This is a genomic window from Halorubrum sp. FL23 (genome assembly GCF_052439115.2).
Classification (GTDB): Archaea; Halobacteriota; Halobacteria; order Halobacteriales; family Haloferacaceae; genus Halorubrum; species Halorubrum persicum.
In genome coordinates this window covers 21,776-47,510 of sequence record NZ_JBQVRO020000003.1, presented here as the reverse complement: position 1 = coordinate 47,510, position 25,735 = coordinate 21,776, and the positions used below count along the sequence as shown (strand labels likewise).

Annotated in this window: 23 protein-coding genes and 1 tRNA gene; 6 read left to right on the top strand and 18 right to left on the bottom strand. The window is 69.5% G+C overall.

Annotated elements, in window-relative coordinates; translation table 11 throughout:
• Positions 1 to 18: 18 nt before the first annotated feature.
• From ACT4MF_RS04420 to ACT4MF_RS04400, 5 genes are all read right to left on the bottom strand, one after another.
• Positions 19 to 1,113, bottom strand: a complete 1,095-nt coding sequence (locus ACT4MF_RS04420; RefSeq protein ID WP_099256175.1) for a TAXI family TRAP transporter solute-binding subunit — start codon at positions 1,111 to 1,113, stop codon at positions 19 to 21.
• A gap of 153 nt (positions 1,114 to 1,266) precedes the next feature.
• On the bottom strand, positions 1,267 to 2,781 hold the full coding sequence (locus tag ACT4MF_RS04415; RefSeq protein ID WP_099256174.1) for an acetyl-CoA hydrolase/transferase C-terminal domain-containing protein: 1,515 nt from the start codon (positions 2,779 to 2,781) through the stop codon (positions 1,267 to 1,269).
• Entirely contained in the window at positions 2,778 to 3,356 is a 579-nt protein-coding gene (locus ACT4MF_RS04410; protein ID WP_444681855.1) for a MaoC family dehydratase, read from the bottom strand. Before ACT4MF_RS04410 ends, ACT4MF_RS04415 begins: the two co-directional genes overlap by 4 nt.
• Positions 3,357 to 3,418: 62 nt before the next feature.
• On the bottom strand, positions 3,419 to 3,547 hold the full coding sequence (locus ACT4MF_RS04405; protein WP_275539530.1) for a hypothetical protein: 129 nt from the start codon (positions 3,545 to 3,547) through the stop codon (positions 3,419 to 3,421).
• Between the two features lie 211 nt (positions 3,548 to 3,758).
• A tRNA-Ala gene (locus ACT4MF_RS04400) sits at positions 3,759 to 3,830 on the bottom strand.
• Between the two features lie 261 nt (positions 3,831 to 4,091).
• On the opposite strand from ACT4MF_RS04400, the gene ACT4MF_RS04395 reads away from it, so the two are divergent.
• The 3 genes from ACT4MF_RS04395 (at position 4,092) to ACT4MF_RS04385 (ending at position 6,654) form a co-directional block, all read left to right on the top strand.
• Entirely contained in the window at positions 4,092 to 4,883 is a 792-nt protein-coding gene (locus ACT4MF_RS04395; protein WP_099256161.1) for a DUF120 domain-containing protein, read from the top strand.
• A complete protein-coding gene (gene ribB, locus ACT4MF_RS04390; RefSeq protein WP_444681854.1) occupies positions 4,883 to 5,620 on the top strand; it encodes a 3,4-dihydroxy-2-butanone-4-phosphate synthase in 738 nt (245 codons plus the stop codon). The genes ACT4MF_RS04395 and ribB overlap by 1 nt, the downstream gene beginning before the upstream one ends.
• 104 nt (positions 5,621 to 5,724) lie before the next feature.
• A complete protein-coding gene (locus ACT4MF_RS04385; RefSeq protein WP_444681853.1) occupies positions 5,725 to 6,654 on the top strand; it encodes a branched-chain amino acid transaminase in 930 nt (309 codons plus the stop codon).
• A gap of 41 nt (positions 6,655 to 6,695) precedes the next feature.
• Here the strand turns inward: ACT4MF_RS04385 and ACT4MF_RS04380 are convergent, their stop codons facing one another.
• Both ACT4MF_RS04380 and ACT4MF_RS04375 read right to left on the bottom strand, forming a co-directional pair.
• Positions 6,696 to 7,418 carry a DUF502 domain-containing protein gene (locus tag ACT4MF_RS04380; RefSeq protein ID WP_099256158.1) on the bottom strand — a complete coding sequence of 241 codons (723 nt, stop codon included), beginning with the start codon at positions 7,416 to 7,418 and terminating at the stop codon, positions 6,696 to 6,698.
• Positions 7,419 to 7,507: 89 nt separating this feature from the next.
• The gene (locus ACT4MF_RS04375) at positions 7,508 to 8,347 is read right to left on the bottom strand and encodes a proline dehydrogenase family protein (RefSeq protein WP_099256157.1); all 840 of its coding nucleotides are present in this window, start codon (positions 8,345 to 8,347) and stop codon (positions 7,508 to 7,510) included.
• Between the two features lie 103 nt (positions 8,348 to 8,450).
• Between ACT4MF_RS04375 and ACT4MF_RS04370 the strand changes: the two genes are divergently transcribed.
• Both ACT4MF_RS04370 and ACT4MF_RS04365 read left to right on the top strand, forming a co-directional pair.
• Entirely contained in the window at positions 8,451 to 8,993 is a 543-nt protein-coding gene (locus ACT4MF_RS04370) for a CDP-2,3-bis-(O-geranylgeranyl)-sn-glycerol synthase (RefSeq protein WP_099256156.1), read from the top strand.
• Positions 8,994 to 9,119: 126 nt separating this feature from the next.
• Positions 9,120 to 10,133: an aldo/keto reductase gene (locus ACT4MF_RS04365; RefSeq protein WP_444681852.1), complete on the top strand. Its 1,014-nt coding sequence runs from the start codon at positions 9,120 to 9,122 to the stop codon at positions 10,131 to 10,133.
• A 54-nt stretch (positions 10,134 to 10,187) separates the two neighbouring features.
• Here the strand turns inward: ACT4MF_RS04365 and hisH are convergent, their stop codons facing one another.
• The 8 genes from hisH to ACT4MF_RS04325 form a co-directional block, all read right to left on the bottom strand.
• Positions 10,188 to 10,847 carry an imidazole glycerol phosphate synthase subunit HisH gene (gene hisH, locus ACT4MF_RS04360; RefSeq protein ID WP_099256155.1) on the bottom strand — a complete coding sequence of 220 codons (660 nt, stop codon included), beginning with the start codon at positions 10,845 to 10,847 and terminating at the stop codon, positions 10,188 to 10,190.
• Between the two features lie 84 nt (positions 10,848 to 10,931).
• Positions 10,932 to 12,023 carry a phosphonate ABC transporter, permease protein PhnE gene (gene phnE, locus ACT4MF_RS04355; protein WP_099256154.1) on the bottom strand — a complete coding sequence of 364 codons (1,092 nt, stop codon included), beginning with the start codon at positions 12,021 to 12,023 and terminating at the stop codon, positions 10,932 to 10,934.
• Between the two features lie 22 nt (positions 12,024 to 12,045).
• Positions 12,046 to 12,831: a phosphonate ABC transporter ATP-binding protein gene (locus tag ACT4MF_RS04350; protein WP_099256153.1), complete on the bottom strand. Its 786-nt coding sequence runs from the start codon at positions 12,829 to 12,831 to the stop codon at positions 12,046 to 12,048.
• Between the two features lie 28 nt (positions 12,832 to 12,859).
• Positions 12,860 to 14,017, bottom strand: coding sequence for a phosphate/phosphite/phosphonate ABC transporter substrate-binding protein (locus ACT4MF_RS04345; RefSeq protein WP_444681851.1), 1,158 nt, complete (start codon positions 14,015 to 14,017; stop codon positions 12,860 to 12,862).
• 101 nt (positions 14,018 to 14,118) lie between these two features.
• Positions 14,119 to 14,766 (bottom strand): uracil-DNA glycosylase, encoded by a 648-nt coding sequence (locus ACT4MF_RS04340; RefSeq protein ID WP_444681850.1) that lies wholly within the window; start codon positions 14,764 to 14,766, stop codon positions 14,119 to 14,121.
• A 117-nt stretch (positions 14,767 to 14,883) separates the two neighbouring features.
• Complete coding sequence (locus ACT4MF_RS04335; protein WP_444681849.1) at positions 14,884 to 16,347, bottom strand: glycerate kinase type-2 family protein; 1,464 nt, start codon at positions 16,345 to 16,347, stop codon at positions 14,884 to 14,886.
• 118 nt (positions 16,348 to 16,465) lie between these two features.
• On the bottom strand, positions 16,466 to 17,053 hold the full coding sequence (locus tag ACT4MF_RS04330; RefSeq protein ID WP_099255702.1) for an endonuclease dU: 588 nt from the start codon (positions 17,051 to 17,053) through the stop codon (positions 16,466 to 16,468).
• Positions 17,054 to 17,057: 4 nt separating this feature from the next.
• Complete coding sequence (locus ACT4MF_RS04325; RefSeq protein ID WP_004049114.1) at positions 17,058 to 17,240, bottom strand: DUF5786 family protein; 183 nt, start codon at positions 17,238 to 17,240, stop codon at positions 17,058 to 17,060.
• Between the two features lie 117 nt (positions 17,241 to 17,357).
• Between ACT4MF_RS04325 and ACT4MF_RS04320 the strand changes: the two genes are divergently transcribed.
• Positions 17,358 to 17,996, top strand: coding sequence for an MBL fold metallo-hydrolase (locus ACT4MF_RS04320; protein ID WP_444681848.1), 639 nt, complete (start codon positions 17,358 to 17,360; stop codon positions 17,994 to 17,996).
• A 518-nt stretch (positions 17,997 to 18,514) separates the two neighbouring features.
• Here ACT4MF_RS04320 and ACT4MF_RS04315 read toward each other — a convergent pair.
• From ACT4MF_RS04315 to kynU, 3 genes are all read right to left on the bottom strand, one after another.
• The gene (locus ACT4MF_RS04315) at positions 18,515 to 21,451 is read right to left on the bottom strand and encodes a DEAD/DEAH box helicase (protein ID WP_444681847.1); all 2,937 of its coding nucleotides are present in this window, start codon (positions 21,449 to 21,451) and stop codon (positions 18,515 to 18,517) included.
• 133 nt (positions 21,452 to 21,584) lie between these two features.
• Positions 21,585 to 24,224 carry a PAS domain-containing protein gene (locus ACT4MF_RS04310; RefSeq protein WP_444681846.1) on the bottom strand — a complete coding sequence of 880 codons (2,640 nt, stop codon included), beginning with the start codon at positions 24,222 to 24,224 and terminating at the stop codon, positions 21,585 to 21,587.
• A gap of 88 nt (positions 24,225 to 24,312) precedes the next feature.
• The gene (gene kynU / locus ACT4MF_RS04305) at positions 24,313 to 25,710 is read right to left on the bottom strand and encodes a kynureninase (protein WP_444681845.1); all 1,398 of its coding nucleotides are present in this window, start codon (positions 25,708 to 25,710) and stop codon (positions 24,313 to 24,315) included.
• Between the last annotated feature and the right edge of the window lie 25 nt (positions 25,711 to 25,735).

Here is a 25,735-nt window from a genome sequence, read left to right as displayed (position 1 = left end):
GTGGTTAAACGGTCGGTGCTACTCGTCGCCGCGGCTCCAGGAGTCGTCCCAGACGTCGTTCTCCTCGAAGAAGTTCGCGACGCCGGCGTGGATATCGATCTCCGGGATAACCGTCTGCGTCATCGCTTCCGGCGAGTACTCGAGGGTCGTCGGGTCGGACTCGCGGAGCGTGTCCTCGTGTTCGATGGCGAGCCGGCAGACCTCTTCGGTCGCCCGCGCCGGGATGTCCGGGCTGAACGCCCACTGGCCGGCCAGCGACCACGTCGTCATCGTGTCGGTGTAGGCGGTGACCTCCTGCTCGTACCCGTACGGATCGATCTCCTCGAGGATTGCGCCGGGGTGGTCTTCGATGACGGAGCGGAACTCGTCGTCGACCTCGAGCAGGTTCAGCCCGCCGCCACTGCGCACGTCAACCTCCTGGCACCAGCCGGAGAGGTTGACGCCGTTTGCGCCGTACAGACAGAGCGCGTCGACGCGGCCTTCCTCGACGGCGCCCGGAATGTCGCCCGTGTCGACGTTGAGGATGTCGTTCGGCTCCCACATGCCGGCCTCCTTGAGGATCTCCTCGGTGAGCAGCCGCGTCCCGAAGCCGGGCTGGATCGGGTAGATCGTGTAGCCGCCCTCACGGAGGTCGGAGACCGACTCGACGTCGCTGCTCTCCAGGCCGACCCAGTGGATCTGCAGCGAGGTGAACAGGAACCCCTGGTTGGGGAGCGTCTCGACAGGGTCGTCGGCGAACGGCCCCTCCTCGCTGAGCGCCTTCGCCAGCGAGTTGTTGTCGACGCCCATCGCCGGAATGTCGCCGTTCTCGTACGCGTAGAGGTTCGCCGTCCATCCCTGCGTCTCCTGAACGGAGATGTTGAGGAAGTCGCTGTGCTGCGACGCGGCACGGGCGAGCGCCTGTCCCGCGGCCTGCGTCGAGCTCCCGGTCGACGTCCCCCCAATCGTGATCGTGACGTCGCCGCCGCCGTCGCCGCCGTCACCGCCGTCACCGCCGTCACCGCCGTCACCGCCGTCGCCGCCGTTTCCGGAACAGCCGGCCAGTCCGACTGCGCCGAGCGTCGCCGCACCCTTGACTACGTCACGTCGAGACGTCTTGTCACCATCTATCATGTGGCTCAGCCGTACACCCCGATTGATAAAAGAGTGTCGCAGGTGGCCCATTTTCACCCGCGCCGTCGGGTGATTTGGTGATTCTCACTACAGTTCGAGTCAATCCGCAGTTATTTCTCTCATTCTCCGGATGAAACCTGGTAAAACGCGTTATTAGTTGTCATTTCGTGTCCACGAGAACGCCGTGTCGAGATCGTGCGGCGTATTCCCCCCCTCGCTCGCGGCTCGCTCGCGGTACGCGTCGAGGTCCTCACGGAACGCCGGGTCGGCCACCGACACGAGCGCCTCGGCCCGCTCGCGCGGCGAGAGGCCGCGAAGGTCAGCGACCCCGTGTTCCGTGACGATCACGCTCGCGTCGTGTTCGGTGTGATCGACGTGGGGCGTCAGCGGCACGATCCGGGAGACGTCGCCGCCGACCGCCGTCGACGGGAGCGCGACGATCCCCAGCCGGCAGTTGCGCGCGAAGTCGCCGCCGCCGCCGATCCCGTTGACGACGCGGGTGCCGCCGATGTGGGTGGCGTTAACGTTACCGTAGAGGTCCACCTCCACCGCGCTGTTCACTCCGACGACGCCGAACCGGTCGATCAGTTCCGGCGCGTTCGACACGTCTGCGGGCCGCAACACCACGTCCTCGGCGTAGCGCTCCACGTCGTCGAAGAGGCGCTCTTGCCCCTCGGCCGACAGCGCCAGCGAGGTCGCGCTCGCGCCGCGGAGGTCGCCCGCGTCGAGCATGTCGAGGAGCCCGTCCTGTACGACCTCGCCGACGTACGACACCGGGCGGTCGCCGAAGTCGACGTCGGCGAGCGCGCCCATCAGCGCGTTTCCGAGGCTCCCCACGCCGAACTGGAGGTTCGCCGCCTCGTCGAAGAGGGGGTTGCGGTCGAGTTCGGCCTCGAGGAACCCGCCGAGGTTCCCGGCGATCGCCTCGTCGGTCGCGGAGACTTCGCGGAACTCGTAGGGGTCGTCCGCCCGGTCGGTCTCGACGACGGCCGCCAGCTTTTCGGGGTCGAACCGGACCGCCGGCCCGTCCGTCCCTCCGAGGGGGTCGTCCAGCGGGATCGGCCCTCGGTTCGGCGGGGCGTCGCGGACGTGGATGTCGTGCACCTGCGCGAGTTCGACGGGCTGTGCGCGGTTCACCTCGACGATCACGCGGTCGGCCGCGCCGACGTACGCGGGCGTGTGGCCGATCGACGTGGAGGGAACGAGCCAGCCCGGCCCGACCGCGACCGCCTCCACGACCGCGATCGTCTCCCCGCGCATGCCGGCGCGGAGCCCGCCGAAGCGCACCTCGTCGGCGAGCCGCGAGATGTGGCGGTCGTGGAACTCGATCCGCCCGTCGTTGGCCGCCGCTCGGGAGGTCTCGTTCGGGACGAACGGGTAGCGTCGAGCCATGTCGCCCGACTCCACGAGCGCGCGGTCGATCTCGTCGCCGACGCCGCCGCCGGAGACGACCGTGAGTTCGCGGGCGTCGTCGGCCGCCGCCAGCGCCTCGGGGACGAGCTTGGGGTACCCGACGCCGCCGAAGCCGGAGACGAGCAGCGTCGCGGTGTCGGGGACGAGCGAGGCCGCCTCCGCGGGCGACGCGATCGGGAGGTCGCCGCCGAGCCGCGTCTCCGGGACCGGATCGTCGAGCGTCGGCGCCGTGGGGCCGGAGGGGGCCGGCGTCACTCTAGGTCCTCCGGCTGGGTGCCGATCCCCTCGGGCCAGCCCGTCGGCTGGGCCGCGCTCGGCTCGGCGTGCGAGCGCTTCAGCACCATCGGCGTGCGCTCTAAGGAGAGGACGAGCTCGTCGTTCTGGTTGTACGCGCGCAGCTCCGTGGTGACGATCCCGACGTGGTCGCGCGAGGAGGACTCCCGCTTGTCGACGACCTCCGACTCCGCGAACAGCGTGTCCTCGTGGAAGACGGGACCGTGGTGGCGGATGTCGTCGTAGCCGAGGTTCGCGGTGGCGTTGGCGCTCACGTCGATGACGCTCATCCCGACCGCGAGCGCGATGACGAAGGTGCCGTCGACGAGGCGCTCGCCGAACTCCGTCTCGGCGGCGTACGCCTCGTTGAAGTGCATCGGGTTGAGGTTCATCGAGAGGTTGGTGAACCAGACGTTGTCCGTCTCCGTCACGGTCCGCCCGTACGGGTGTTTGTACACGTCGCCGACCTCGAAGTCCTCGTAGTAGCGCCCCTCCCAGCCGCCGACGAGCCGCCGATCGCGCTCCCCGTCGTCGTGTGTGTCGCTGTCGCGTGCCATACTTCGCCAGACAACGAACGACTAAAAGAGGGTTGTGTTCGCGGCCCCGTCCGCCGGATCAGCTACGTCGACGCCGTGTACAGCAACAGCCCGACGGAGACGATCGTGACGAGCAGGATCCACCCGATCATGACGGCTCCCATCTGGCGGTGCGTGAGGTTCTGGCCCTCAAGGAACTCGGAAATGCCCATGTGACGCCCAACTGACTCGGAGTATATAAGCGGTCTGGGTCGCGGAACGGCGGTTCGGCTCACTCGACCGGCCGTGTTCCCTTCGCCAGACGGTCGAGCCGCGGAGGGGAGCCTCGATCGTCCGGGTCGCGGCATCTCTCACCGGATAAAACGCCCGAGAGTCGGTGTCTCTGTCGGGTTTAGATGCCTTCGCAGAAACGCGGATCCGTTATGGACTCGCGGGGATTTGAACCCCGGGCCTCTTCCTTGCGAAGGAAGCGATCTGCCGCTGATCTACGAGCCCGCACCCGGAACCAATCGCCGTTCGTATTTGTACCTTACCTTTCGACGAGGCGCACGCGGGTGATTCTCTCACGATGATTCGACGGAGCTGCACCTCGCGACGGAGGGGCGCCGGTACCGATGGGGTTAGGTGCGGTGCCCCACGACGTTCACTCACGTCGAAGGGGTCCGATCGACGGATTCCACTCCCAACACGATTAACGTTTTTGGAACGCATCTCACTTCCGTTACTCTTTTGCGTGCGGGCGACGCAGATCCGGATATGGCAGAAGCGACGTCGACGGCGGACCCCGACCCGGCCGCGATCGCGGCCCTGAAACACGTCGGGCTCGTCGGCGGCCTGACCGAGACGAAGGTGTCGTGTGCGGCCCTCGGCGACCGGCTCGACGCCTCGACGCAGACCGCCTCCCGGCGGCTCCAGACGCTCGAATCCGCGGGGTACATCGAGCGCGACGTGGTCGGCGACGGCCAGTGGGTCCGCGTCACCGACGCGGGCGAGGCGGCCCTCCGCGCCGAGTACGCCGACTACCGCCGGCTGTTCGAGACCGACGTGGAGCTCGTGCTCCGCGGCGCGGTCACCGGCGGGATGGGCGAGGGACGCCACTACATCACCCTGTCCGGCTACGCCGAGCAGTTCCGGTCACGCTTGGGGTACGAGCCGTTCCCGGGCACGCTCAACGTCGACCTCTCGGAGGAGAGCGTCCGCCGCCGCGGCGAGATGGCCGGCATCGACGCGGTCCCGATCGACGCGTGGGAGGGCGAGGACCGCACCTACGGCGCGGCGTCCTGTTACGGCGTCACCCTCGTCGCGGGCGACGAGCGCTACGAAGAGGTCCACGCCATCGTCCCGGACCGCACCCATCACGACGACGATCAGCTCGAACTGATCGCTCCCGAGCGGCTCCGCGACGTGCTCGACCTCGACGACGACGACGCGGTCGAGGTCCGCGTGGCCGCGACGAGCCGGGTGGACTCGTCCGCCGGGGAGGGCAAATCGGAGGCGGACGAGGGCGAGGAGACTCCGACCGACGCCGTCGAGACGGAGGCCGCCTGATGCGCGCCGACGCCGACGTCGACGCCGACGCCGCGTCGAAATCTGCGGACGCGGAAGCGATTCCCGGCTCCGCCCCCGATTCGGTGCGGCGGGCGCTCGACGCGTTCCGCGCGGGCGACCCGGTGTGCGTCCACGACTTCGCGGACCGCGAGGGCGAGACGGACATCGTCTACCCGGCCGGCGCCGTCGACGAGGCGGCGGTCGCGCACATGCGCAACGACGCGGGCGGGCTGATCTGCGTCGCGGTCTCCGACTTGGTCGCGGACGCGTTCGAGCTCCCGTTCCTCGCGGACGCGCTCGATCACCCCGCGGTCGACGACGACCCCGAGTACGACGACCGCTCCTCCTTCTCGCTGCCGGTGAACCACCGCGAGACGTTCACCGGAATCACCGACGAGGACCGCGCTCTGACGATCGTCGAGCTCGCGAACGCGGCCGCCGCGGTCGGGGCCGACCCGGACGCGTACGGTCCCGAGGCGTTCGCCGCCGACTTCCGCGCTCCCGGCCACGTCCACGTGCTGCGGGGCGCTCGCGACGGTCTGCGCGGGCGGACCGGCCACACGGAGCTCGGCCTCGCGATGGCCGAGGCGGTCGACGCCGCGCCCGCCGCCGTCGTCTGTGAGATGCTCGACGACGAGACCGGCGACGCGCTCTCGCCCGCGGACGCCGAGGCGTACGCCCGCCGGCGCGGGATCCCGTACGTCGAGGGGGCCGCGCTCGTCGAGGCGCTTACGTAGTCGATCGTCGCGCGGTCGGCGCGCGCAGCGAGGGGTCTTCGGCCCCTCGCGACAGCCTCGGCCGGTTGTCACAGTTTTAAGCCCGCCGACCGCAACCTCCGAGTATGGGATTCGACGAGATGGACGTCGACACGATCTGGAAGAACGGTGAGTTCCTCGACTGGGAGGACGCGACCACTCACGTTCTGACGCACGCGCTCCACTACGGGAGCGGCGTGTTCGAGGGTGTCCGCTGTTACGACACTGAACAGGGACCGGCGATCTTCCGCTGGGACGAACACCTCGACCGGCTGTTCGACTCCGCGAAGATGTACGACATGGACATCGACCACTCCCGCGAGGAGATCACCGAGGCCACCCTCGAACTGCTCGACCGGCAGGACCTCGAGTCGTGTTACATCCGGCCGATCGCCTACTACGGCTACGACTCGCTGGGGGTCTCGCCGAAGGACTGTCCGACCGACCTCGTGCTCGCCGCGTGGCCGTGGGGCGCGTACCTCGGCGAGGAGGCGCTCACGGACGGCGTCGACGTGATGGTCTCCTCCTGGCGGAAACACGCTTCCTCGCAGGTCCCGACGAACGTGAAGACGACGGGGCTCTACGTCAACTCCATGCTCGCGGGCGAGGAGGCGCGCCGGAACGGCTACGTCGAGGCCATCGTCTTAAACAAGGAGGGGAACGTCGCCGAGGGGCCGGGCGAGAACATCTTCATGGTCAACGACGGGGAGATCTACACCACCGGCCCCGCGCAGTCGATCCTCGAGGGCATCACCCGCGACACCGTCATCGAACTGGCGGAAGAGCGCGGCTACGAGGTCCACGACGAGGCCGTCATCTCTCGCGGCCAGCTGTACACCGCCGACGAGCTGTTCTTCACCGGCTCCGCGGCCGAGGTGACGCCGATTCGCTCGGTCGACGACACCGAGATCGGCGCGGGCACCCGCGGCCCGGTCACCGAGGAGCTCCAGAGCGCCTTCTTCGACCTGGTCGAGCGCCGGACCGACGCCCACGACGACTGGTTCACCTACCTGTAGGTCCCCGCTCGCCGTCGGTTTCGCTTGCTCACCGGCCCCGATCAGTCGCCGTCGCCCGCCCCGTCGTTCCCGCCGTCCGTGGACGGGCGGTCGGACTCACCGGGCGTCCCGTCGGTTCGGACGCCGCCGACGCCGCCCGGCCGTCCGGTGGTCCCGTCGGGCGGATGTTCCTCTTCGACGGGGACCTGATGTGCGGACTCGGCGAAGCCGGCCGAGAGGACGCGCGTCATTCCCTCCTCGACGGTTTCGCCCGTCTCCTCGATGCGCTCCGGCTCGACCTCGATGACGAAGCCGGTGGTGATGTTCGGGGCGGTCGGCATGAACAGGACGATCTTCCCGTCGCGGGTCTTCTTCCCGGTTCGGAACGCGGTCATGCGGATCCCCGGCCACGTCTCGATGTACACCGGGCTCTGGAGCTCGTCAGTCCCGGAGACCGCCGTTTCGATCGCGAGCTTCGAGGCGTTGTACACCACGCGCAGCGCCGGGATCCGGTTTATGGCGCCGTCCACGGTGGACTCCGCCAGCCGACCGAGCGTCGTCCGCATGAAGTAGCCGACCGCGAGGACGACCGTCGCGAACACCGCCATCGCGATGATCACCCGCGAGACCGGCTCGAGCGGCGCGGGGATGATCGTCGGTTGGAGCCCCTCGATCAGCGGGATCGACGCGATATACCGGTAGATCCACTGGAGGACGAGAAGCAGCACCAACAGGGGAGCCAGCACGATGAGGCCGCTGGCGAAGTCGCGTTTCCACGTGGACATCTATCGATCCAGTGTCCGTCGGCGAAGGTTAAAGGGGCTTCTACGTCCCGGGCGCGCTCGACGCGCGCTCGCCGGTCCGGCGGTCGCCGTCATTGACCGACGACCGCTCGCAGCGCGAACGCGAGGTTCTGTCTGCGTTCGCGAACCCGCCGGTAGAAGTACGAGAGCCACTTGGTCCCGTACGGGGCGTACTGGGCCACGTCCACCCCCTGCGCGGCGAGGTCGCGCTGGGCCTCGTCGCGGACCCCCATCAGCATCTGGACCTCGTAGTCGGTCCCGCGCTCCCGGGCGAGCCGGTCGGCGAGCGCGATCATCGCGGGGTCGTGCGAGCCGACCGCGACGCCGCGGTCGCGGTGTTCGAACAGGAACCGGAGGTCCTCGCGGTACGCCCTGTCGACGCGCGACTTCTCCGTGTACGCGATCGACGCCGGCTCCTCGTACGCCCCCTTCACGAGCCGGATTTTGCCGGGTACGTCGCGGAGGCGGTCGAGGTCCTCGCGGGTGCGCTTGAGGTTCGACTGGATGCACTGGCCGACGCTCCACGGGTACTCCGCGGCGATCGACTCGAAGGCGTCGAGGGTCGCGTCCGTGGTGTCGGCGTCCTCCATGTCGCACCAGACGAACGCGTCCAGCTCGTGGGCGCGGGCGACGATCTCGCGGTAGTGCTCCTCGAACAGCTCGTCGGACACGTCGAGCCCGATCTGGGAGGGTTTCACCGAGACACAGGCGTCGAGCCCGCTGTCGGCGATGTCCGCCAAGAGCGCGAGGTACGCGTCGGTGTCGGCGCGGGCGGCCGCGGGGTCGTCGTAGTGCTCGCCGAGCAGGTTCAGAATGACGGCGACGCCGTCCCCGTTGCGCGCTCGGGCGTGTTCCAGGGCGACCGGGACGCTCTCGCCGGCGACGAACCGCCGCGCGATCGGAGGGATCATACGCCTCACTCGGAGCGGTAGCGACTTGACTGTTGTCGACCCGATCGGGTACCGGGTCGGCCGAATCCGGGATTTATATACCCCGGACGGGCGACGGTCGGGTATGATCGGTTCGCTCGTCGCGACCGCGCTCTGGGCGATGTTGCCCGCGTACGTGCCGAACAACGCCGCGGTGCTCGCGGGCGGCGGCCGCCCCATCGACGGCGGTCGCGAGTGGCGCGGCGCCCGCCTGCTCGGCGACGGCAAGACGTGGCGCGGCACCGCGGTCGGCACCCTGACCGGAGTCCTCCTCGCGCTCGCGCTCAACGCCCTCGCGGAGCCGGCGAGCGCCGCGCTCGGGGTCGAGCTCCCGACGTTCGCGCTCCCGGCCGCGTTCGCGCTCGCGTTCGGCGCGATGTGCGGCGACATCGGCGCCTCCTTCCTCAAGCGCCGATCGGGCCGCGAGCGCGGGGCGGCGTTTCCGGGCCTCGACCAGCTCGACTTCGTCGTCGTCGCGCTCGCGGCCGTCTTCGTCGTCGACACCGACTGGGCGCTCGCGGTGTTCACCCCGTCCGTCCTCGCCGTCGTCCTCGTGATGACGCCGATCCTCCACGTCGTCACGAACGTCGGCGCCTACGCGCTCGGACTGAAGAACGAGCCGTGGTGAACGCGTCGCGACGCTCGCCGGCTCCGCGAGCGCGTCGCGCTGACCGCGCCACTTCCCCGACTCTCGTTCACACGGTGCATCCGCTTGCTGTAGGTTTTTGCGGCGATGGACCCAACCGATCGAGAGATGACTCCCGAACTCGACGAGATCGACCTCGACACGGTCCGGCTCGGCCGAACCGGTCTCCGGACGAGCGAGCTGCAGTTCGGCACGTGGCGGTTCGGTCGCGTGACTGAGGCGGGCAACGTGGAGATCGACAAGGCCCGCGCGCACGAGCTGCTCGACGGGTACGAGGCCGCCGGCGGTCGCTACATCGACACCGCCGACGTGTACGGCGGCGGCGACTGCGAGCGCTGGATCGGCGACTGGCTCGCCGAGCGCGACCGCGAGCGCTACACGATCGCGTCGAAGGTGTTCTGGCAGATCCGCGACGGCGACCCGAACAGCCGCGGGACGAACCGCAAGAACGTCCGCCACCGCGTCGACGCCCTCCTCGACCGGCTCGACACCGACTACGTCGACGTGCTCTACATCCACCGGTGGGACGACGAGACGCCGGCCCGCGAGCTGATGAAGACGCTCAACGGGCTCGTCGAGTCCGGGAAGGTCCACTACCTCGGCGCCTCCACGCTCCGCCCGAACGCCTGGAAGGTCGCCCGCGCCAACGAGATCGCCCGGAACGAGGGGTGGGAGCCGTTCAAACTGCTCCAGCCGCGGTACAACCTCGTCGACCGCGAGGTCGAGGGAGACTACCTGGAGTTCGCGCGCCAGCAGGGTCTGGCCGTCTCCCCGTGGAGCCCGCTCGGACAGGGGTTCCTGACCGGGAAGTACGACCGCGACGAGGACCTCCCCGAGGAGTCGAAGGCCGTCGAGTCGAGCCGCTTCCGGGAGGCGTACCTCACTCCGGAGAACTTCGACGCTCACGACGAGCTCGACGCCGTCGCCGACGAGGTCGGCGCGACGCCCGCCCAGACCGCGCTCGCGTGGCTCGCCCACCGCGACGGCGTCACCGCGCCCATCGTCGGCGCGCGCACGACCGACCAGCTCGCGGAGAACCTCGCGGCCGCCGAGATCGATCTGTCGGACGAGCAGGTGGGCCGGCTCACCGCCGCGAAGCCCAGCCCGTACGACGGGCTGTAAGGCGCGCGATCTGCCCGCTTCCGGCGTCGGCGCTCCGGCGTCGACTCGACCGCGTTAGTGGTCCGCGCAGTACTCGACGAAGTTCCGCAGGATCCGGAGCCCCGTCTCTCCGCTCTTCTCGGGGTGGAACTGGGTGCCGAACACGTTGCCCGCCTCGTTGGCGACGACGGCGGGGAAGTCGACGCCGTAGTCCGCGGTGGCGACGACCGCGTCCGGGTCGTCGGGCTCGGCGTAGTAGGAGTGGACGAAGTAGGCGTGCTCGCCGTCCACGCCGTCGACGACGGGGTGGTCGCGCGCGATATCGAGCTCGTTCCACCCCATGTGCGGCACCTTCCGGTCCACGTCGAACCGGACGTTGGTGCCGGCGATCAGATCGAGGCCGGTCACCTCGCCTTCCCCCTCGTGGTCGGCCTCCTCGCTGGAGGTCAGGAGCATCTGCATCCCGAGACAGATCCCGAAGAGCGGGCGGCCCGCCTCGGCGTGGTCCGTCAGCGCCTCGCGAAGCGGTCCGGCGTTCTCCATCCCCTCGCGGAACGCGCCGACGCCCGGGAGGACGACGCCGTCGGCGGCCGCGAACGCCTCGGGATCGTCGGTGATCTCGACCGACGCGCCCGCGCGCTCCAACCCGCGGGTCGCCGACCGGAGGTTCCCGAGGCCGTAGTCGACCAGGACCACGTCCGCCAGCGTCTCCGCCGGCGGTTCGATAGTGCTCATACGTCCCCTCGGAGGGGCACGGAAAAGTCGGTTTCCCTTGTGGCGGCCCGTTGATCGCGTGTCGATCGGATGTCCGGGGCCCGATCACTTCATCGCCGATTCCATCATCCGACGCGGGAAGCCGGTGATGAGCTCCCAGATGCTCATCTCCACGTCGTCGGAGCGCAGCCGCGATCGGAGCCGCTGACTGAACAGCTCGACGGAGATGATGAGCAGGAAGATGGCGAGCAGCGTCGCCATCATCTCGGTGAACCGCAGGAGGTTCTGCTGTGAGGTGAGGACGTAGCCGAGTCCCCCGGCACCGATGACGCCGACGGTAACGGCGGCGCGGACGTTGATCTCGAAGATGTACAGGGTCCACGCGATGAAGCCGGTTCGGACCTGACTCAACATCCCGAAGAAGACGATCTGGGGCTTGCTCGCACCGGTCGTGCGCATGGCTTCGATCGGGCCGTCCTCGATCTCTTCGAGTTCGTCGACGAACAGCCGGCCGAGGTTCCCGATCGTGTCGAACGCGATCGCGAGCGCGGCCGAGGCCGGGCCGAGCCCGAGGAACGGGATGAAGATGAGCGTCCAGATGATCGCGGGGATCGCCCGGATGAAGGACATCGTCCCGCGGAAGATGAAGTTGAACGGGAACGGCGTGACGCGCTCGGAGCCGAGCGTCCCGAACACCAAGGCGAACGGGAACCCGAGGATCGTCCCGACGAATCCCATCGCGAGCGTGATTCCCGCCTCCCCGAAGATCTGGAAGATCCCGAGCTCCTGGAAGAAGAACGCGTAGATATCCGTTGGGTTCGGTGGGAACTGGAACAACAGCCCGCCGATCTCGGGGTCGTACAGCAGATTCTCTTGCCTGATGAAACCGATGTACTGGCCGAGGTCGAGGAACGGGAGCACGCCGAAGTAGTCGGTGATCGGGAAGAACCCGGTCAGCGACTCGGTGAACGTTTCGAGGCGCGCGTCCGGGTTCAGAAGCTCCGTCGCGGCGAACGCCTGCAGCGTCGTGAACACGAGGAAGACGGCGAGTCCAGCCCACCCGAGTGCCCGACGACGACGGGTCTGTTTGATGTTCTCGAACTGTGCGGCGATGCGATCCGGAACGTCGGACGCGTCGTCGACGCCGACCGCCTCCGGCCCGCGCGTCCCGTCGGAATCCGTAGTGTCTGTTGTCACTCGTAGATCAGCTCCGTTCTCGTCACGTCGTCGCGACCTCGTCGGTCGCGCCCTCTCCGTCACCCTCGTCGCGGACGAACATCCCCTCGGTGTCGATGTCGCCGTAGAGGTCGTCGATGATGTCGATAGTCAGATCGTCTCGATACCCGTCGAACACCTTCTCACCGTCTCTGAGGCCGATAAACCGGTGTCCGAACTTCCGAGCGATGTTCACTTGATGAAGGCTACAGAAGGTCGTCAGATCGCGGTCTTCGGAGGCCCTCCGGAGGTAGCCCATCACGCTCTGTGCGCTGCCGGGGTCGAGGCTCGCGACCGGCTCGTCGGCGAGCAGGACCTCCGGCCGCTGGACGAGCGCGCGAGCGATCCCCACGCGCTGCTGTTGCCCGCCGCTCATGCTCCGCGCCTTCTGTTCGGCCTCGTCGAGGAGTCCGACCATGTCGAGCGCGTCGAGAGCGCGGTGCTTCTCCTCAGTGTCCTGTAACTGGAGGACACTGGAGAGGAACCCAGCGCGGTGCACGCCGCCGGAGAGCGAGTTCGAGTACGCCGTCATGTCGCCGATGATGTTGTGCTGCTGGAAGATCATCGCGACGTCCGGGCGGGGCTCGATCATGGGGTCGCCGTCGATCCGGATCTCGCCCTCGGTCGGCGAGAGCAGTCCGCTCAGCGTCCGGAGCAGCGTCGACTTCCCGGATCCGGAGACGCCGAGCACGATGACGAACTCGCCGGCGGGGACCTCGAAAGACACGTCATCGAGCGCGACCGTGTCTCCGAACCGCTTCGTAAGACCGTCTACTTCGATGTAAGTCATAAAGAGAGGGTGTAAATGGCCGGCCGGTCTACAGCTGGCTCCACTCCAAGCCGAGCTCGCGACCGAGCTCCGCGACGGGGTCGTAGTCCTCGACGCTCGCCTCGACGACGCCGCTGAACCAGAGCGAGTGGGCCTCGACGAGGTCGAGGTCGTCCTGTTGGTCCTCGCTGAGTTCGGACTCGTCCATGTCGAGGATCGCGGGGTCGATGTTGAGCGCCTCGGCGATGTCCGCCTGCGAATCGTGCTCGAACGCCTCCTGCGGTGCGTCGATCATCAGCTGGCGGAGGTCGTCTTTGAGCGACTCCTCCCACGCGGCGTTGCTCACGACGGGGGCGCGCGGGATCGGATCCGAGACCGCGAGGAGCTGGAGCTCGGGGTCGCTTTCCCCGGCTCCCTCGTACTCCGCCGAGATGTCGACGAAATCCTGTGACATCTCGTCGAACTGCTCCTGCGGGACGTGTGCGGCGGTGGAGAACGCGCCCGTCCCGGCGGCCGCGATCCGGTCGTCCTGAATGAGCTGTTCGCGGGCGGTCGTGTGGTCCGAGGTCCGGAGGTCGAAGTCCTCGGGGGACCCGGAGGGAGCGCTCCCGATATCGAGTCCGGCGTTGCTGAGCATGTACAGCGGGAACAGCGTTCCCGAGACCGACGTCGGCGCGGCCGACGCGAAGACCTCGCCTTCGAGGTCGGAGAGCGATTCGATGTCGCTGTCGGTCGTCGTCGTGATGAGCGAAAAGTACTGCTCCGCGCCGTACGCCACCCGCATCCCCGTCACGTCGAGCTCGCTGGGAATCTGCGCGACCGCGCCCGGTGACACGTCCGCGAAGAGTCGGTCTCCCTCGGCGGCACGCCGGAGCTCCTGTGCGGTGCCGGAGTAGCTCGCAGTCGGTTGTTCGACGATGTCCACTTCGACCTCGGACTCGAGGTACTCGAACAGCGGCTGGTATTGCACCTGAATGTCGATCTCCTCTTCCGCGGGGTTCAGAACCCACGTGACCTCTGGCACGGAGTTCCCGGAGTCTCCCGCGGTGGCGCCGTCAGAACCGTCCGAGCCATCAGAACCGTCCGAACCGTCAGAACCGTCCGAGCCGTCACCGCCCCCAGAACAGCCGGCGAGCCCGACTACCCCGGCCGCACCCGCCGTCTTCACGAACGTTCGCCGATCCGCCGACCACCTGTTGTCGGACATACGGTTGTGCGTTCGACTCGCATGGTATATTATTTTCTATGTTTCGTATGCACAGCTATTGTGGCGGACGTTCGCACGGGTTTTCGCTCGATCCCTTCGTTTCAGAACTCCCCGAGCCGAGATTGCCCGTCGCCGCCCTCGTCCCGCTCGCTGACGCCGCTCAGCTCGCCGGCCCGCGCGATGGTCTCGAAGAAGCCGTCGCGCTGACTCCGGTCGTACAGCGTCGCCGCCGGGTGGACGGAGAGCAGCACGCGCCGGGACGCCCCCGCGATCCGCGCGTCGACGACCTCGCCCGACTCCGCGGTGATCGCCACCGACCGGTCGAGGAGGTGTTCGCTCGGCACCTTCCCGAGCGTGACGATCAGCGCCGGGTCGAGCCGCTCGATCTCGGCGTCGAGGTGGCCGCGGCAGTTCGCCAGCTCCTCGGTCGTCGGATCCCGGTTGTCCGGCGGGCGACAGCGGACGCAGTTGGTGATGCGCACGTCCGCCCGCGCGAGCCCGGCGTCGCGCAGCGCCTCGTCGAGCACGCCGCCCGAGCGTCCCACGAAGGGCTCGCCCTGCTCGTCCTCCTGTGCGCCCGGGCCCTCGCCGACGAACAGCAGGTCCGCGTCCGTCGGGCCGACGCCGTCGACGATCCGGCTCCGCGACTCGACGAGCGCCGGGCAGCGCTCGCAGGACGGCACGCGGAGCCCCTCGTCGAGCGCGCCCTCTCGTGAGCCCCCGTCGGGCGCGTCCCCGTTCTCTGTCATGGATCGAGATGTGAGCGGGGCCGACATAAGTCCGTCCGCCTTCCGGCGCTGCGGTCCCGGGAGAGTCTCGGAATCGGTCGGTCGACCGAGTCGGTTAGCTACCCGACCGCCGCCGCCCTACCCGTCGTCTCGGTTCTCCACGACGACCGCCCGCAGGTCGTTGACGTTCGTCCCGGTCGGACCGGTCCGCAGGAGCGCGTCCGCGTCGTCGAGAAGCGGGGACACGTCGTGGCGGGCGAGCGCGTCGCGTGCGGCGTCCGGATCGAGCGTGGCCGCGTCCGCGACCCCCCCGGCGGCGTCGGTCGGCCCGTCGAGACCGTCGGTGTCGACGCTCGCCACGACCACTCGGGAGGCGCTCCCGTTATCGGCCCGCTCCCCGTCCGCCAGCGGCCCCTCCGCGAGCGCCAGGCCCGCGCTCGCGACGAACTCCGCGTTCGGGCCCCCCGTCCCCGGCTCCGTGGCCTCCTCGACCGTCACGGTGGTCTCGCCGCCCGAGAGCAACACCGCCGGCGGCTCGATCGGCGACCCGCGGGCGACGCACTCCTCGGCGATCGCGGCGTGGGTCGTCCCGGCCTCGCGCGCCTCGCCCCGGACGCTCGCGGAGAGCACCAGCGGCTCGTACCCCCGGTCCCCGGCGGCGCTCGCGGCCGCGTCGAGCGCCGTCCGCCCGTTGCCGACGACGACGGCCGTGCTCCGGCCGAACGCCGGATCGCCCGCCGTCGGGGTCTCGGAGACCTCCCCGTCGGCGCCCGCCCGCAGGCGCTCGCGCACCGCGGCGGACACGTCGAGGTCGTACCGGTCGAGCACCGCCAGCGCGTCCGCGTACGTCGAGCGGTCGGGGACGGTCGGCCCGCTCGCGATCGTGTCGAGCGGGTCGCCGATCACGTCGCTGACCGCCAACGTGGCCGTCGTCGCGGGCGCGATCGTGCGCGCCAACTGCCCGCCCTTCACCGCGGAGCAGTGTTTGCGGACGGCGTTGATCTCGTCGATCGACGCGCCGGAGGCGAGCAGCGCCGACGTGAGCCCGCGGAGGGCGTCGACCGAGAGGGGGTCCGCGGGCGCGGCCAGCAGCGCGCTCCCCCCGCCGGTGATGACGGCGAGCACGAGATCGTCGGGGCCGGCGCGCTCGGCCGCGTCGAGGACTCGCCGGGTGCTCTCGACGCCCCGCTCGCTCGGCAGCGGGTGGTCGCCGGGGAGGCCCTCGATCCCGTTCGCCGACGGCTCGTCGACCGAGTCGCCGTCCGGCTCGTCCGGGGATTGGTCCGTCACGACCAGCCCCTCGTCGATCGGCCGGCCCCCCTCGGCGAGCACGCCCGCGACCGCTTCCGCCGCGCCCGCGGTCGCTTTCCCCGCCCCGAGGAGGGAGACCCGGTCGTACGCGTCGAGGTCGTACTCGCAGACCGCGCCGTCGGTGCCCTCGATCCGGAGGCTCTCGCCCCGGACCGAGACGGCGTCGCGGATCAGCCGCTCCGGGAGCGCGGCCTCGATCCCGGCCGCGAGGCAGTCGAGGGCCGTCTCGTGTGTCGGCGTTCGGGCGAGTCGATCGCGGTCGCGGAACCGCACGCCGGAACCGTCGGTCATAGCGGTGGCTCTCGCCGGAGGAACATATATCCGACGCGGCCGCGCAGCCCGTCCGCCCGGCGCGGGCGGACCGACACGGCGGCGCCGGCAGCGCGACCGCTGGCCGACCGGCGGAGGATTACCGCTCGGTCGTCGCCTCTCGGTGCGCGCTCGCCGCGATCGCGGCGACCCGAAGCGGCTCCGGGCGGCGGAACCCCTCGCGGATCAGTCCGCGGACGGCGGCGGCGGCCTCGTCGGTCTCGATCCCGACCGCGCGGACGAACACGGGTTCGGGAGGGTCGCTCACGGTCGGACCGGATCCGCCGCGCTCCACCCGCGCTCGGGGCGGCAGAGACCGGTACGCGTCGAGCCGCTGCGCGAGCGCCTCGCCGTCGAACGCCTCGCGCAGCGCCGGTTCGAGCCCGGGGCTCTCCTCGTAGCTCACGGCGTACACCGGTCGGTTCACGGCGTCGCGTAGCCGCGACAGGTCGACGACGTTGAACCACGCGGGCGCGATCCCCGCGACGGCGACGTGGCGGACGTCTTCGCGGCCGAGGTCGTCGAAGAGCGCGATCGCGGCGTCGGTCGCGTCGGTCCCGCCGACCGTGCAGGCGTCGAACCCCAGCCCGTCGAGGGTCCCGTCGTCTCTGACGATGGCCCCGGCTAGGCGGCTGGTTCGGTCCCCGTCAGAGAATGCGATACCGAGCGTCCGGCTCGGCGGTGTCACCTGATTACGTCTCCTCGGACTTGATCTCTTGGAGCCGGTCAAGTAGCTCGTCGTTCGACGCGCCGGGCTCGTAATCGACGGAGCCCTCGTGTACCTCTTCAGCGGCTCGGACTCCGTCGTCGTCGTCGAAATCCGCATCCAGGTCCTGGTTCTCCTGTTCGGATTCGTCGTAGCTTCCGAAGCCCATATGTGCGTGTTACTAACACGCCGGGAGGGATAAATCCCCGGGCGTCGGGAGATCCTCCGGCGGGGCCGTCTTCGCGGGTCTGCACGCTTTTACCCGTTCGGCGCCCTTCGTGCTCGTATGGAGCCGATCACCGTCACCGCGGACGCGGAGGAGTTCACCTGCAACGCGTACCTCGTGCCCGGCGAGGCGCCGACGCTCGTGGACGCCGGCACGATGCCGGGCGTCGACGACGTGATCGCCGACGCGCTCGACGACGCCGGGGTCGAGGGGCTCGACCGGGTGGTGTTGACCCACCAACATCGCGACCACGTCGGCGAACTCGACGCGGTGCTCGACCGGTTCGACGCGACGCTCTACGCCAACGCCGCCCACCCGCGGCGCGACGTGGCGATCGTCGACGGCGACGAGATCCTCGTCGGCGACGAACCCTGCGAGGTCGTCGAGACGCCCGGACACGCCGACGACCACGTCGCCCTGGTGGGCGAAGAGCGGCTCTACTCCGGCGACGTGGTCGTCTACAACGACGGCGCGTTCGACGACGGCTCGTTCGGCCGCACCGACATGGCGGGCCAGTCGCGCGAGGCGCTGATCGAGAGCCTCCACACGATTCTCAACGTCCTCCCGGACACCGTTGAGGCGATGTACCCCGGGCACGGCGACGTCTACCGCGCGAGCGACGGTCCCGACACGGTCCGCGAGGTCATCGAGCGCGCGACCGAGCGCGCCGAGCGCCGCGAGCCGAAATACCCCGAGTAGCGGACGAACTACGCCGTTGACATTCGCGACTATTTATAAGTAATTACGCGGTGGCGCGTGCCGGCGAGCGGCCGGAGGCCGCGAGGCGCACGCGCGAGGGAGCCCGCGGCCGCCGCCGGCGGCCGCGGCGAGGCTGGGGAGGTGTGAGGCGCGCGCTGTGCGGTGCGGGATGGGACTCAAAGGGGCAGTCGCGAGGGCGAAGCACGGCGCAGAAAGTACCGCAGCGAGGGAGCGAAAGCGACCGAGCGAGGAACTCAGCAAGCCGCGCGAGTAGCGAGGGCGACCGAAGGGAGCCCTCGGCTGGCGAGCGGCCGGGAGGCCGCGAGCCGTCGCGACTGGGGCTTTGGAGACCTGTACCCGGGAATTATCGACCACGTACAGCCGAGGGACTGGGGCTTTGGGGGCGTTCACCGACGACTCGCCATCGATCTTATATAAATGAGCGGCTGGAGCTTTCGATGCGAACACAGCGCCGTCGACCATTTATAAATAATCGACTGTCACACCCGACTCTCGATCTAGTCCCAGAACGACTGCGTCCGGGCGTACTCGCGCTCCTGCCGGAGCACGTCGCGGTAGAACTCGTCTTCGTCCTCGCGAAGCTTGTTGATTATCCGCGCGGCGTTGTGCGGGCCGACGCCGCGGGCCGCCAACGCGATCACCGCGCGCTTCCCGTGCGTCTGGACGAGGCTCGCGGCGCGGTGGGCGCGCTCGGTGCGCCGCTCCTGCTCCTCGTCCTTCTCGCTCGCCCGGACCGCCGCGACCGTCTCCTCGTCCCACGGGTTCAGCGCGGCGACCCGCGTCGAGCCGCACTCCGGGCACTCCGGCTGGTCGGGGACGCGCCGCACCTTCGTCGTGCGCGTCCAGTCGGCACAGTGGAGGCAAAAGAGGATGACGCGGTCGTTCCGGATGCGCTCGCGGATCGTCTCGATCACGTCGGCGTCGGCGTTCTCGGGGACGAGGAACTCCGTGCCGGACGATCGACCGGCGGTCCCGAGGGGGGTGCGCTCGCGGGCGATCTCGGTCGCGAGCGACCCGTCCTGTACGTCCGCCAGCAGCTCGGCGGTCTCCCCGACCGCGAGGTCGGCGTGAAACACCTCGCGGAGCGCCTCGTCGTAGACGGGCGTCCCCTCCAGCGCCGCGAGCAGGCGGTCGCCGCCGAACCGGCCTCTCCCCTCGCGGTAGCGCTTGACGGAACCGAACTTCGCGGCGACCTGCGCGAGCGTGAACTTGAGCGCGTCGGAGTTCTTCAGGGCGAGTTCGAGGTACGCCTCCAGCCGGTCGGGGTCGGTCGTCTCCAGCACCTCGCGGAAGGTCCCCGGGTCGACGCCGTGCGGCACCTCGAACTCGATCCGGTACGGGTCGACGTCCATCCCGATCGACGAGCCCGCGCGCTGGCCGACGAGCGCCGCGAGCAGGCGCGCGAGCGTCTCGTTCACCTCGTGGCCGAAGGCGGCGTTGACCGCGACGGTGCGCGCGCTCCCCTCGATCACGATTCGGCGGTCCGTGGGGACGGGATGGCCGGCGTCGACGTGGTCGACGACCGGCTTCAGCGCGGTCGCGATCGTCGCCTCGTCGGCGGGGTATCGCGCCGCGAGATCGCCCGCGACCGCCTCGGGCGTCGCCCCCGCCGAGAGCGCCTCGGCGGCCTCGCCGCGGATGCGCCCGACCTCCTCGGCGACGGGCTTCGGGACCGGAATCTCCTGGCCGATCCACGAGGGGACCTCGCCCGCGGGGTCGGCGATGGGCGTCACGTTCACGCGCTCCTCCTCCTCGTCGACCTCGGTGATCCGCCACATCTCGCCGCGCTGGATGAACGTCTCCCCCGGCCCGGCGAAGTTGACGACGAACCGCTCGTCCAAGGTGCCGATCCCCCGCCGCGAGGACATGTCGTACACCTCGTAGGTGGATTCGTCGGGGATCATCGAGAGGTTCGCGTAGAAGTACTGCCACGTGCCGCCCGACTTTTCGAGGGTGTCCGACTCCTCGTCGAGCCACAGCAGCCGGTTGCCGTCGAGTTCGCGGACGACCTCCTGGAACTGCGGCTCCGAGAGGTCGCTGAAGGGGTACGCGCTCGTGACGGTCTGGTACGCCTCGCGGGCGTGCACGTCGCCCTCGTCCATCACGATCCCGACGATCTGGTTGGCGACCGTGTCGAGGCTGCCGTGGTGGATCGCGGTCGGCTCCACGAGCTCGGCGCCGGCGCGCCGCGCGATCGCCAGCGCTTCGAGCGTGTCGTCGCCGCCCTGCGTCACGACCGTCCCCTCGGAGACCAGATCGCGGCGGTGCCCCGCGCGCCCGACGCGCTGGAGCAGGCGGGCGACCTCGCGCGGGCTCCCGTACTGGACCACGTGATCGACGCGCCCCACGTCGATCCCGAGCTCCATCGAGGAGGTGCAGACGAGCCCGTCCAGGTCGCCCGACTTGAACCGGTCTTCCACGTCGATCCGCACGTCCTTCGAGAGCGAGCCGTGGTGGACCTCGATCTCGGTGGGGTCGGCGGCGCCGCCCTCACCGCCGCGTTCGGCCGCCTGCCGCTCCCGCTCCGCGAGCGTCTTGAACCGCGAGCCGAGCGCCTCCGCGGTCTGTCGCGTGTTGACGAAGATCAGCGTCGACTCGTGGGCGGCGACGATCTCCCGGATCGTCCGGACGTGGCTCGCGGTCGTCTCGTCGACCGCCAGTTCGCCGGCGAGCGTCGCGTCGCGGTCCGTGATCGGCGGGTCGAGCACCCGCACGTCCGTCCGGGTCCCGGCCGCGACCTCGACGATCTCGAACGCGCGGTCGCCGGGGCGGTCGGGGTCGCGCGTCCCCGATCCGACGAGGAACCGCCCGACCTCCTCGGGGTCGCCGACCGTCGCGGAGAGTCCCACCCGCTGGAACGGTCCCGCCACGCGCCGGAGGCGTTCGAGCCCGACCGTCAGTTGGGCGCCGCGCTTCGCGGCGGCGAGCTCGTGGACCTCGTCGATCACGACGTGGGCGACGTCTTCGAGCGCGACCCGCATCTTCGAGCCCGTGAGGATCGCCTGGAGGCTCTCCGGGGTCGTGATGAGCACGTCCGGCGGGTCGTCGGCCTGCTTGCTCCGCTCGTACTGGGTGGTGTCGCCGTGGCGCACCGCCACCTCGATGTCGAGCCGGTTGCCCCACCACTCCAGCCGGTCCATCATGTCGCGGTTGAGCGCGCGCAGCGGCGTGATGTACAGCGCGGAGATGCCCTGGCGGGGGGGAGCGCCGGGGGCGTCGCGGGCGTCGACGATCGCGTCGAAGACGGGGAGCATCGCCGTCTCCGTCTTCCCGGTGCCCGTCGGGGCGAGGACGAGGGCGTTCTTCCCGTCGGCGAGCGGCGGGATCGCCTCGCGCTGGGGCTCCGTCGGCGTGGAGAACCCCTGCTCGGAGAGCGCCTCGCGGAGGTCGCCCCCGAGCTGCGCGAACGCGTCCATCCCCGACGGTTCCGCCATTATCTGATCGTCGGACGTTGGTGATTCAAGCGATTAAGGGCGTCGCTGTGCGAGGGTCGTGCGAGCGCTCGGGGCCGGTCCGGCGGCCGCGAGAGGCGCGCTCCCGTTCTGTCTACGAGGGGCGCGTGCCCGTTCAATCCGCGATCGACAGTTCCACGGCGAACACGCTGCCCGTCGGATCGTTGTCCTCGACCCACACGTCGCCGCCGTACTTGTTGACGAGCGTCTTGACGAGGTACAGTCCGACGCCCGTACCGCCGCTCTCGAGACCCTTCTCGCCCTCCTGGAAGATCTGCGCCTTGTGGTCGTCCGGAATGCCGGGACCGTTGTCGGCGATCGACACGCACACGCTCTCGTCCGACACGCGCGTCGACACCGTGATCTCCGCCACGTCCTTGTCGTTGTGGACGACCGCGTTCGTCAGGAGGTTCCGGAACACCGCCTCCAACAGGTCGTCGGCCAGCACCGTCACGTCGGGGATAGAGCCGTCGACCGAGACCGACACACGGTCCTGATCCGCGCGGACCTGTTCGATCTGCCCGGTGAGTTCGTCGCGGAGGCTCATCGGAGTCCGGTCGGTGCCGACCTGCAGCAGCACGTCGGTCACGTCTCTGGCCGTCTCCGTGATCCCCGCCGCCTGTTTCGCCGCCTCGATGACCGTTCGCGCGTACGTTCGGCTCTGGTCGTCGGGGAGCGACCCTTCGAGCAGCTCGGTGTACGACTCCACGACCATCAGCTGGTTCCGAATGTCGTGTCGAACGACCTGGTTCAGCAGTTTGAGGCTGTCCCGCTGATCTTCGAGCGTCCGCTCGTACTGCTTCAGTTCGGTGATGTCGCGGGCGTACCCCAACACGGCGTCTCCGCCGCTCTCCGCGATTTCGTACGGAATCTTCCGCGTTTCAAAGATACGCGTCTCGCCGTCCGCCGTCGTCAGCGTCTCCTCGCCGATCACTCTCGCCTCGCCCGACTCGATCACGTCGAGGTCGTCCTGGCGGAACTCCTCGGAGTCCTCGACGCTGGGGATGATGTCCGCCTCCGATTGCCCTTCGACCTCCGCGGGCGTTTTCCCGTACGCCGCCGCAGTCGCCTCGTTGGCCAGGAGGTACTCGCCCTCGCGGTTCTTCACGAACACGAGGTCCGGGACGAGGTCGATGATCTGCCGGAGCTCTTGGCGGGTCGACTCGAGGGCCAGCTCGTACTCCTTCTGCTCGGTGATGTCTTGGAACAGCCCGAGCGCGCCGGTGACGCGCCCCTCGTCGTCGCGCTGCGGATCGCCGATCGTCCGGACCCACCGGGTCTGACCGGACGCCGTGACGATCCGCAGCTCGATGTCGTACGACTCGCCGTCCTCGGTCAGCCGGTCGAACGCCGTCTCGATGGCCTCCCGATCGTCCGGGTGGTAGAACTCGAACCCCTCCGACAGCTCGACCGACTCGTCCGGGTCCACCCCGTGGATGCGATACACCTCGTCGCTCCACGTGAGCGACTCGCCGACCAGATCGACCTCCCACCAGCCGATCGACGCGCTCTCCTGTGTCCGTTCGATGAGCTGCCGCGTTCGGATCAGCTCCCGCTCGCGCCGCTTCTGATCGTCGATGTCGAGGTGAATCCCGACCGCACGAACCGGCTCCCCGTCGTCGGTGCGCTCGACGACCTTCCCGATGTCGCGGATCCACTTCCACTCGTCCGATCCGGTGCGCATCCGGTGTTCCGCCTCGTAGTACGGCGTCTCGCCCGCGATGTGGGTCGACAGCGCGTCCTCGACCGCCTCGAGGTCGTCGGGATGGACGCGTCGCTCCCACTCATCGAGATGCGGCTCGATCTCGTCGAGCGAGTGCTCGAGCATCCGCGCCCACTGGTCGTTGAACTCGACCTCGTCGGTGGTCATGTCCCAGTCCCAGACGCCGAGCTGCGCGCCTTCGACCGCGAGTTCGAGCCGGTCTTTGAGCTGTTGGAGGGCCCGCTCGCGCTCCTTCTGATCGGTGATGTCCGTCGAGACGCCGCAGACGCCAACGATTTCCCCGTCGTCATCGTACACGGGCGACTTCCGAGTGAGCCGGACGCTTTCTCCTGCGGGCGTCGGGACCGTCTCCTCGATCTCGATCCGCTCTCCGGTCTCGAGGACGTGGAGGTCGTCCGCCCGGGCCTGCTGGGCGACCGCCTCCGGAAAGAGGTCCTTGTCGGTCGTCCCGACGTAGTCCTCACCGGCGTCGAGCAGGTCGCGGCACGCGTGGTTCATCAGGAGGTACCCACCGTCGGCGTCTTTCAGGAACACCGCCGCCGACATCGTCTCCAACACGGTCTGGAACCGGCGGTACGTGCGCTGGTGCTCCCGCTCCTGTTCCTTCTGTGCGGTGACGTCCCGAGCGACCCCGACGATCCGCGTTATCGTCCCGTCCTCGGTGATCGGGGTCAGCTTCGTCTGCCAGTAACTCGGGCCGCCCGGGAACTCGAGGCGCTCGTCGTACTCGATCGTGGCGCCCCGCTCGACACACCGGCGGTAGTTCTCGGCCACGGTCGCGCCCTGTTCGTCGCCGAGGAATTCCCGCGGCGTCCGACCCCGCATCTCGTCCTCGGAGTACCCCGTCTGTTCCTGATACGCGGTGTTGTTCTGTCGGAACGTGAACTCGTATCCGTCGTCTGTCCGCTCGACCTCGACGACGAACACGGCGTCGTCCATCTCGCGAAAAATCGCCTCGTAAACGGAAGCGGCCCCCTCGCCGGCCACGCCGAACGAGTCAACGCCGCCGTTCGTGCGTGAACTCTCCTCCATAATCTCTCTTACCGATCGGTACGTTTAGTCAGATGATAAGAGTGCGGATATCGGCGCTCGAAAGCGGTCCCACAGCGAGCCGGGACCGCTACGTCACCCCGCCCTCTCCCGTCGCGTAGCTCTCGTGGGCACCGCTGTCGAGGATCGCCTCGATCTCGTCGACGACGGCCAGCACGTCTGCGAACGAGGTGTACGGCGCCGCCGGACACACCCGAACCACGTTCGGCGGCCGGAAGTCGACGACCGCCCCGCGGTCGGTGAGCGCCCTGCTCAGCCGCTCGGCGTCCGGGTGTTCCAGGGCGACGTGACCGCCGCGGGCCGCGTGCTCGCGGGGCGTTCCGACCGACACCTCCGGAAGCCGATCGTCGACCAAGGCGATCAGGAAGTCGGTGAGCGCGAGCGACTTGGCGCGCAGGCGCTCGATCCCGGCCTCCCGGAGGAGCTCGACCGACTCCTCGAGCGGCGCCGCGGCGAGCAACGGCGGGGTGCCGATCTGCCACGCGCCGGCCGAGTCGGCGGGCGTGTACGTCATGTTCATCTCGAACTGCGTCGCCTTCTCGTGGCCCCACCAGCCCGTCAGGGCGGGCGTGAGTCCGTGGTGCCGGTCGGCGACGAACAGCGCGCCGATCGACCCCGGCCCGGCGTTGAGATACTTGTAGGTACACCACACCGCGAAGTCGACGCCGGCGTCCCCGAACGCGTGGGGGACCGCCCCCGCGGAGTGAGCCGCGTCAAACCCCGCGAAGGCGCCCGCCGCGTGGGCGGCCTCGGCGATTCTCTCCACGTCGAACAGCTGCCCGGAGCGGTACAGCGCGGTCGGCATGAAGACGATCCCCACGTCGTCGTGCGCCGCCATCGCGGCCTCGACGTCTCGGGGATCGATCGTCCGGCCGTCGCGGCTCTCGACGACCCGGAGCTTCTCGTCCGGGTCGATCCCGCGCTGACGCAACTGCGCCCGTATCGCGTAGTGGTCGGAGGGGAAGTCGAGCTCGTTGACGAGGACGGCGGGGTCGCCGCCCGGCGCCCACGTCCCGTCCGCCGCCGCGACCCCCTCGCGTTCGGGCCCGTTCCCCGCGAGCAGCTCGTCGAGGAAGGTGCCGATCAGGGTGTGGATGTTGACGGTGATCGAGTTGCCGACGACGACCTCGCTCGGGTCGGCGCCGACGAGGGGCGCGAGCGCGTCGCCGAGCCGCTCGCCCACCTCGAACCACGGCGGGTCGGCGTCGGTCCACCCCGAGATGAGCCGCTCGCGCCACTCGTCGACGACGCGGTCGAGGCTGGCGATGGCGGCGTCGCTCGCGGGGCCGAGCGAGTTGCCGTCCATATACAAGCCGTCGTCCGGCACGTGATACCGATCCGCGAACGCGGAGAGCGGGTCGTCGGCGTCGAGGCGCGCGGCGAGGACGGCGGGATCGGAATCGGCCGCGCCGCCGGCCAGCCCGTCGCCGTCGAGCGCGTCGCGGGCGGGGGCATAGGGGTCGTCCATACGCATTCGGGCGTCGCCGCCGACT

Bases quoted from the DNA above. Each gene is read 5' to 3' on its own strand.
- ACT4MF_RS04420 (WP_099256175.1), bottom strand. From the start codon at position 1,113: ATGATAGATGGTGACAAGACGTCTCGACGTGACGTAGTCAAGGGTGCG.
- ACT4MF_RS04410 (WP_444681855.1), bottom strand. From the start codon at position 3,356: ATGGCACGCGACAGCGACACACACGACGACGGGGAGCGCGATCGGCGG.
- ACT4MF_RS04405 (WP_275539530.1), bottom strand. From the start codon at position 3,547: ATGGGCATTTCCGAGTTCCTTGAGGGCCAGAACCTCACGCACCGCCAG.
- ACT4MF_RS04395 (WP_099256161.1), top strand. From the start codon at position 4,092: ATGGCAGAAGCGACGTCGACGGCGGACCCCGACCCGGCCGCGATCGCG.
- ribB (WP_444681854.1), top strand. From the start codon at position 4,883: ATGCGCGCCGACGCCGACGTCGACGCCGACGCCGCGTCGAAATCTGCG.
- ACT4MF_RS04385 (WP_444681853.1), top strand. From the start codon at position 5,725: ATGGGATTCGACGAGATGGACGTCGACACGATCTGGAAGAACGGTGAG.
- ACT4MF_RS04380 (WP_099256158.1), bottom strand. From the start codon at position 7,418: ATGTCCACGTGGAAACGCGACTTCGCCAGCGGCCTCATCGTGCTGGCT.
- ACT4MF_RS04375 (WP_099256157.1), bottom strand. From the start codon at position 8,347: ATGATCCCTCCGATCGCGCGGCGGTTCGTCGCCGGCGAGAGCGTCCCG.
- ACT4MF_RS04370 (WP_099256156.1), top strand. From the start codon at position 8,451: ATGATCGGTTCGCTCGTCGCGACCGCGCTCTGGGCGATGTTGCCCGCG.
- ACT4MF_RS04365 (WP_444681852.1), top strand. From the start codon at position 9,120: ATGACTCCCGAACTCGACGAGATCGACCTCGACACGGTCCGGCTCGGC.
- hisH (WP_099256155.1), bottom strand. From the start codon at position 10,847: ATGAGCACTATCGAACCGCCGGCGGAGACGCTGGCGGACGTGGTCCTG.
- ACT4MF_RS04350 (WP_099256153.1), bottom strand. From the start codon at position 12,831: ATGACTTACATCGAAGTAGACGGTCTTACGAAGCGGTTCGGAGACACG.
- ACT4MF_RS04345 (WP_444681851.1), bottom strand. From the start codon at position 14,017: ATGTCCGACAACAGGTGGTCGGCGGATCGGCGAACGTTCGTGAAGACG.
- ACT4MF_RS04340 (WP_444681850.1), bottom strand. From the start codon at position 14,766: ATGACAGAGAACGGGGACGCGCCCGACGGGGGCTCACGAGAGGGCGCG.
- ACT4MF_RS04335 (WP_444681849.1), bottom strand. From the start codon at position 16,347: ATGACCGACGGTTCCGGCGTGCGGTTCCGCGACCGCGATCGACTCGCC.
- ACT4MF_RS04325 (WP_004049114.1), bottom strand. From the start codon at position 17,240: ATGGGCTTCGGAAGCTACGACGAATCCGAACAGGAGAACCAGGACCTG.
- ACT4MF_RS04320 (WP_444681848.1), top strand. From the start codon at position 17,358: ATGGAGCCGATCACCGTCACCGCGGACGCGGAGGAGTTCACCTGCAAC.
- ACT4MF_RS04315 (WP_444681847.1), bottom strand. From the start codon at position 21,451: ATGGCGGAACCGTCGGGGATGGACGCGTTCGCGCAGCTCGGGGGCGAC.
- ACT4MF_RS04310 (WP_444681846.1), bottom strand. From the start codon at position 24,224: ATGGAGGAGAGTTCACGCACGAACGGCGGCGTTGACTCGTTCGGCGTG.
- kynU (WP_444681845.1), bottom strand. From the start codon at position 25,710: ATGGACGACCCCTATGCCCCCGCCCGCGACGCGCTCGACGGCGACGGG.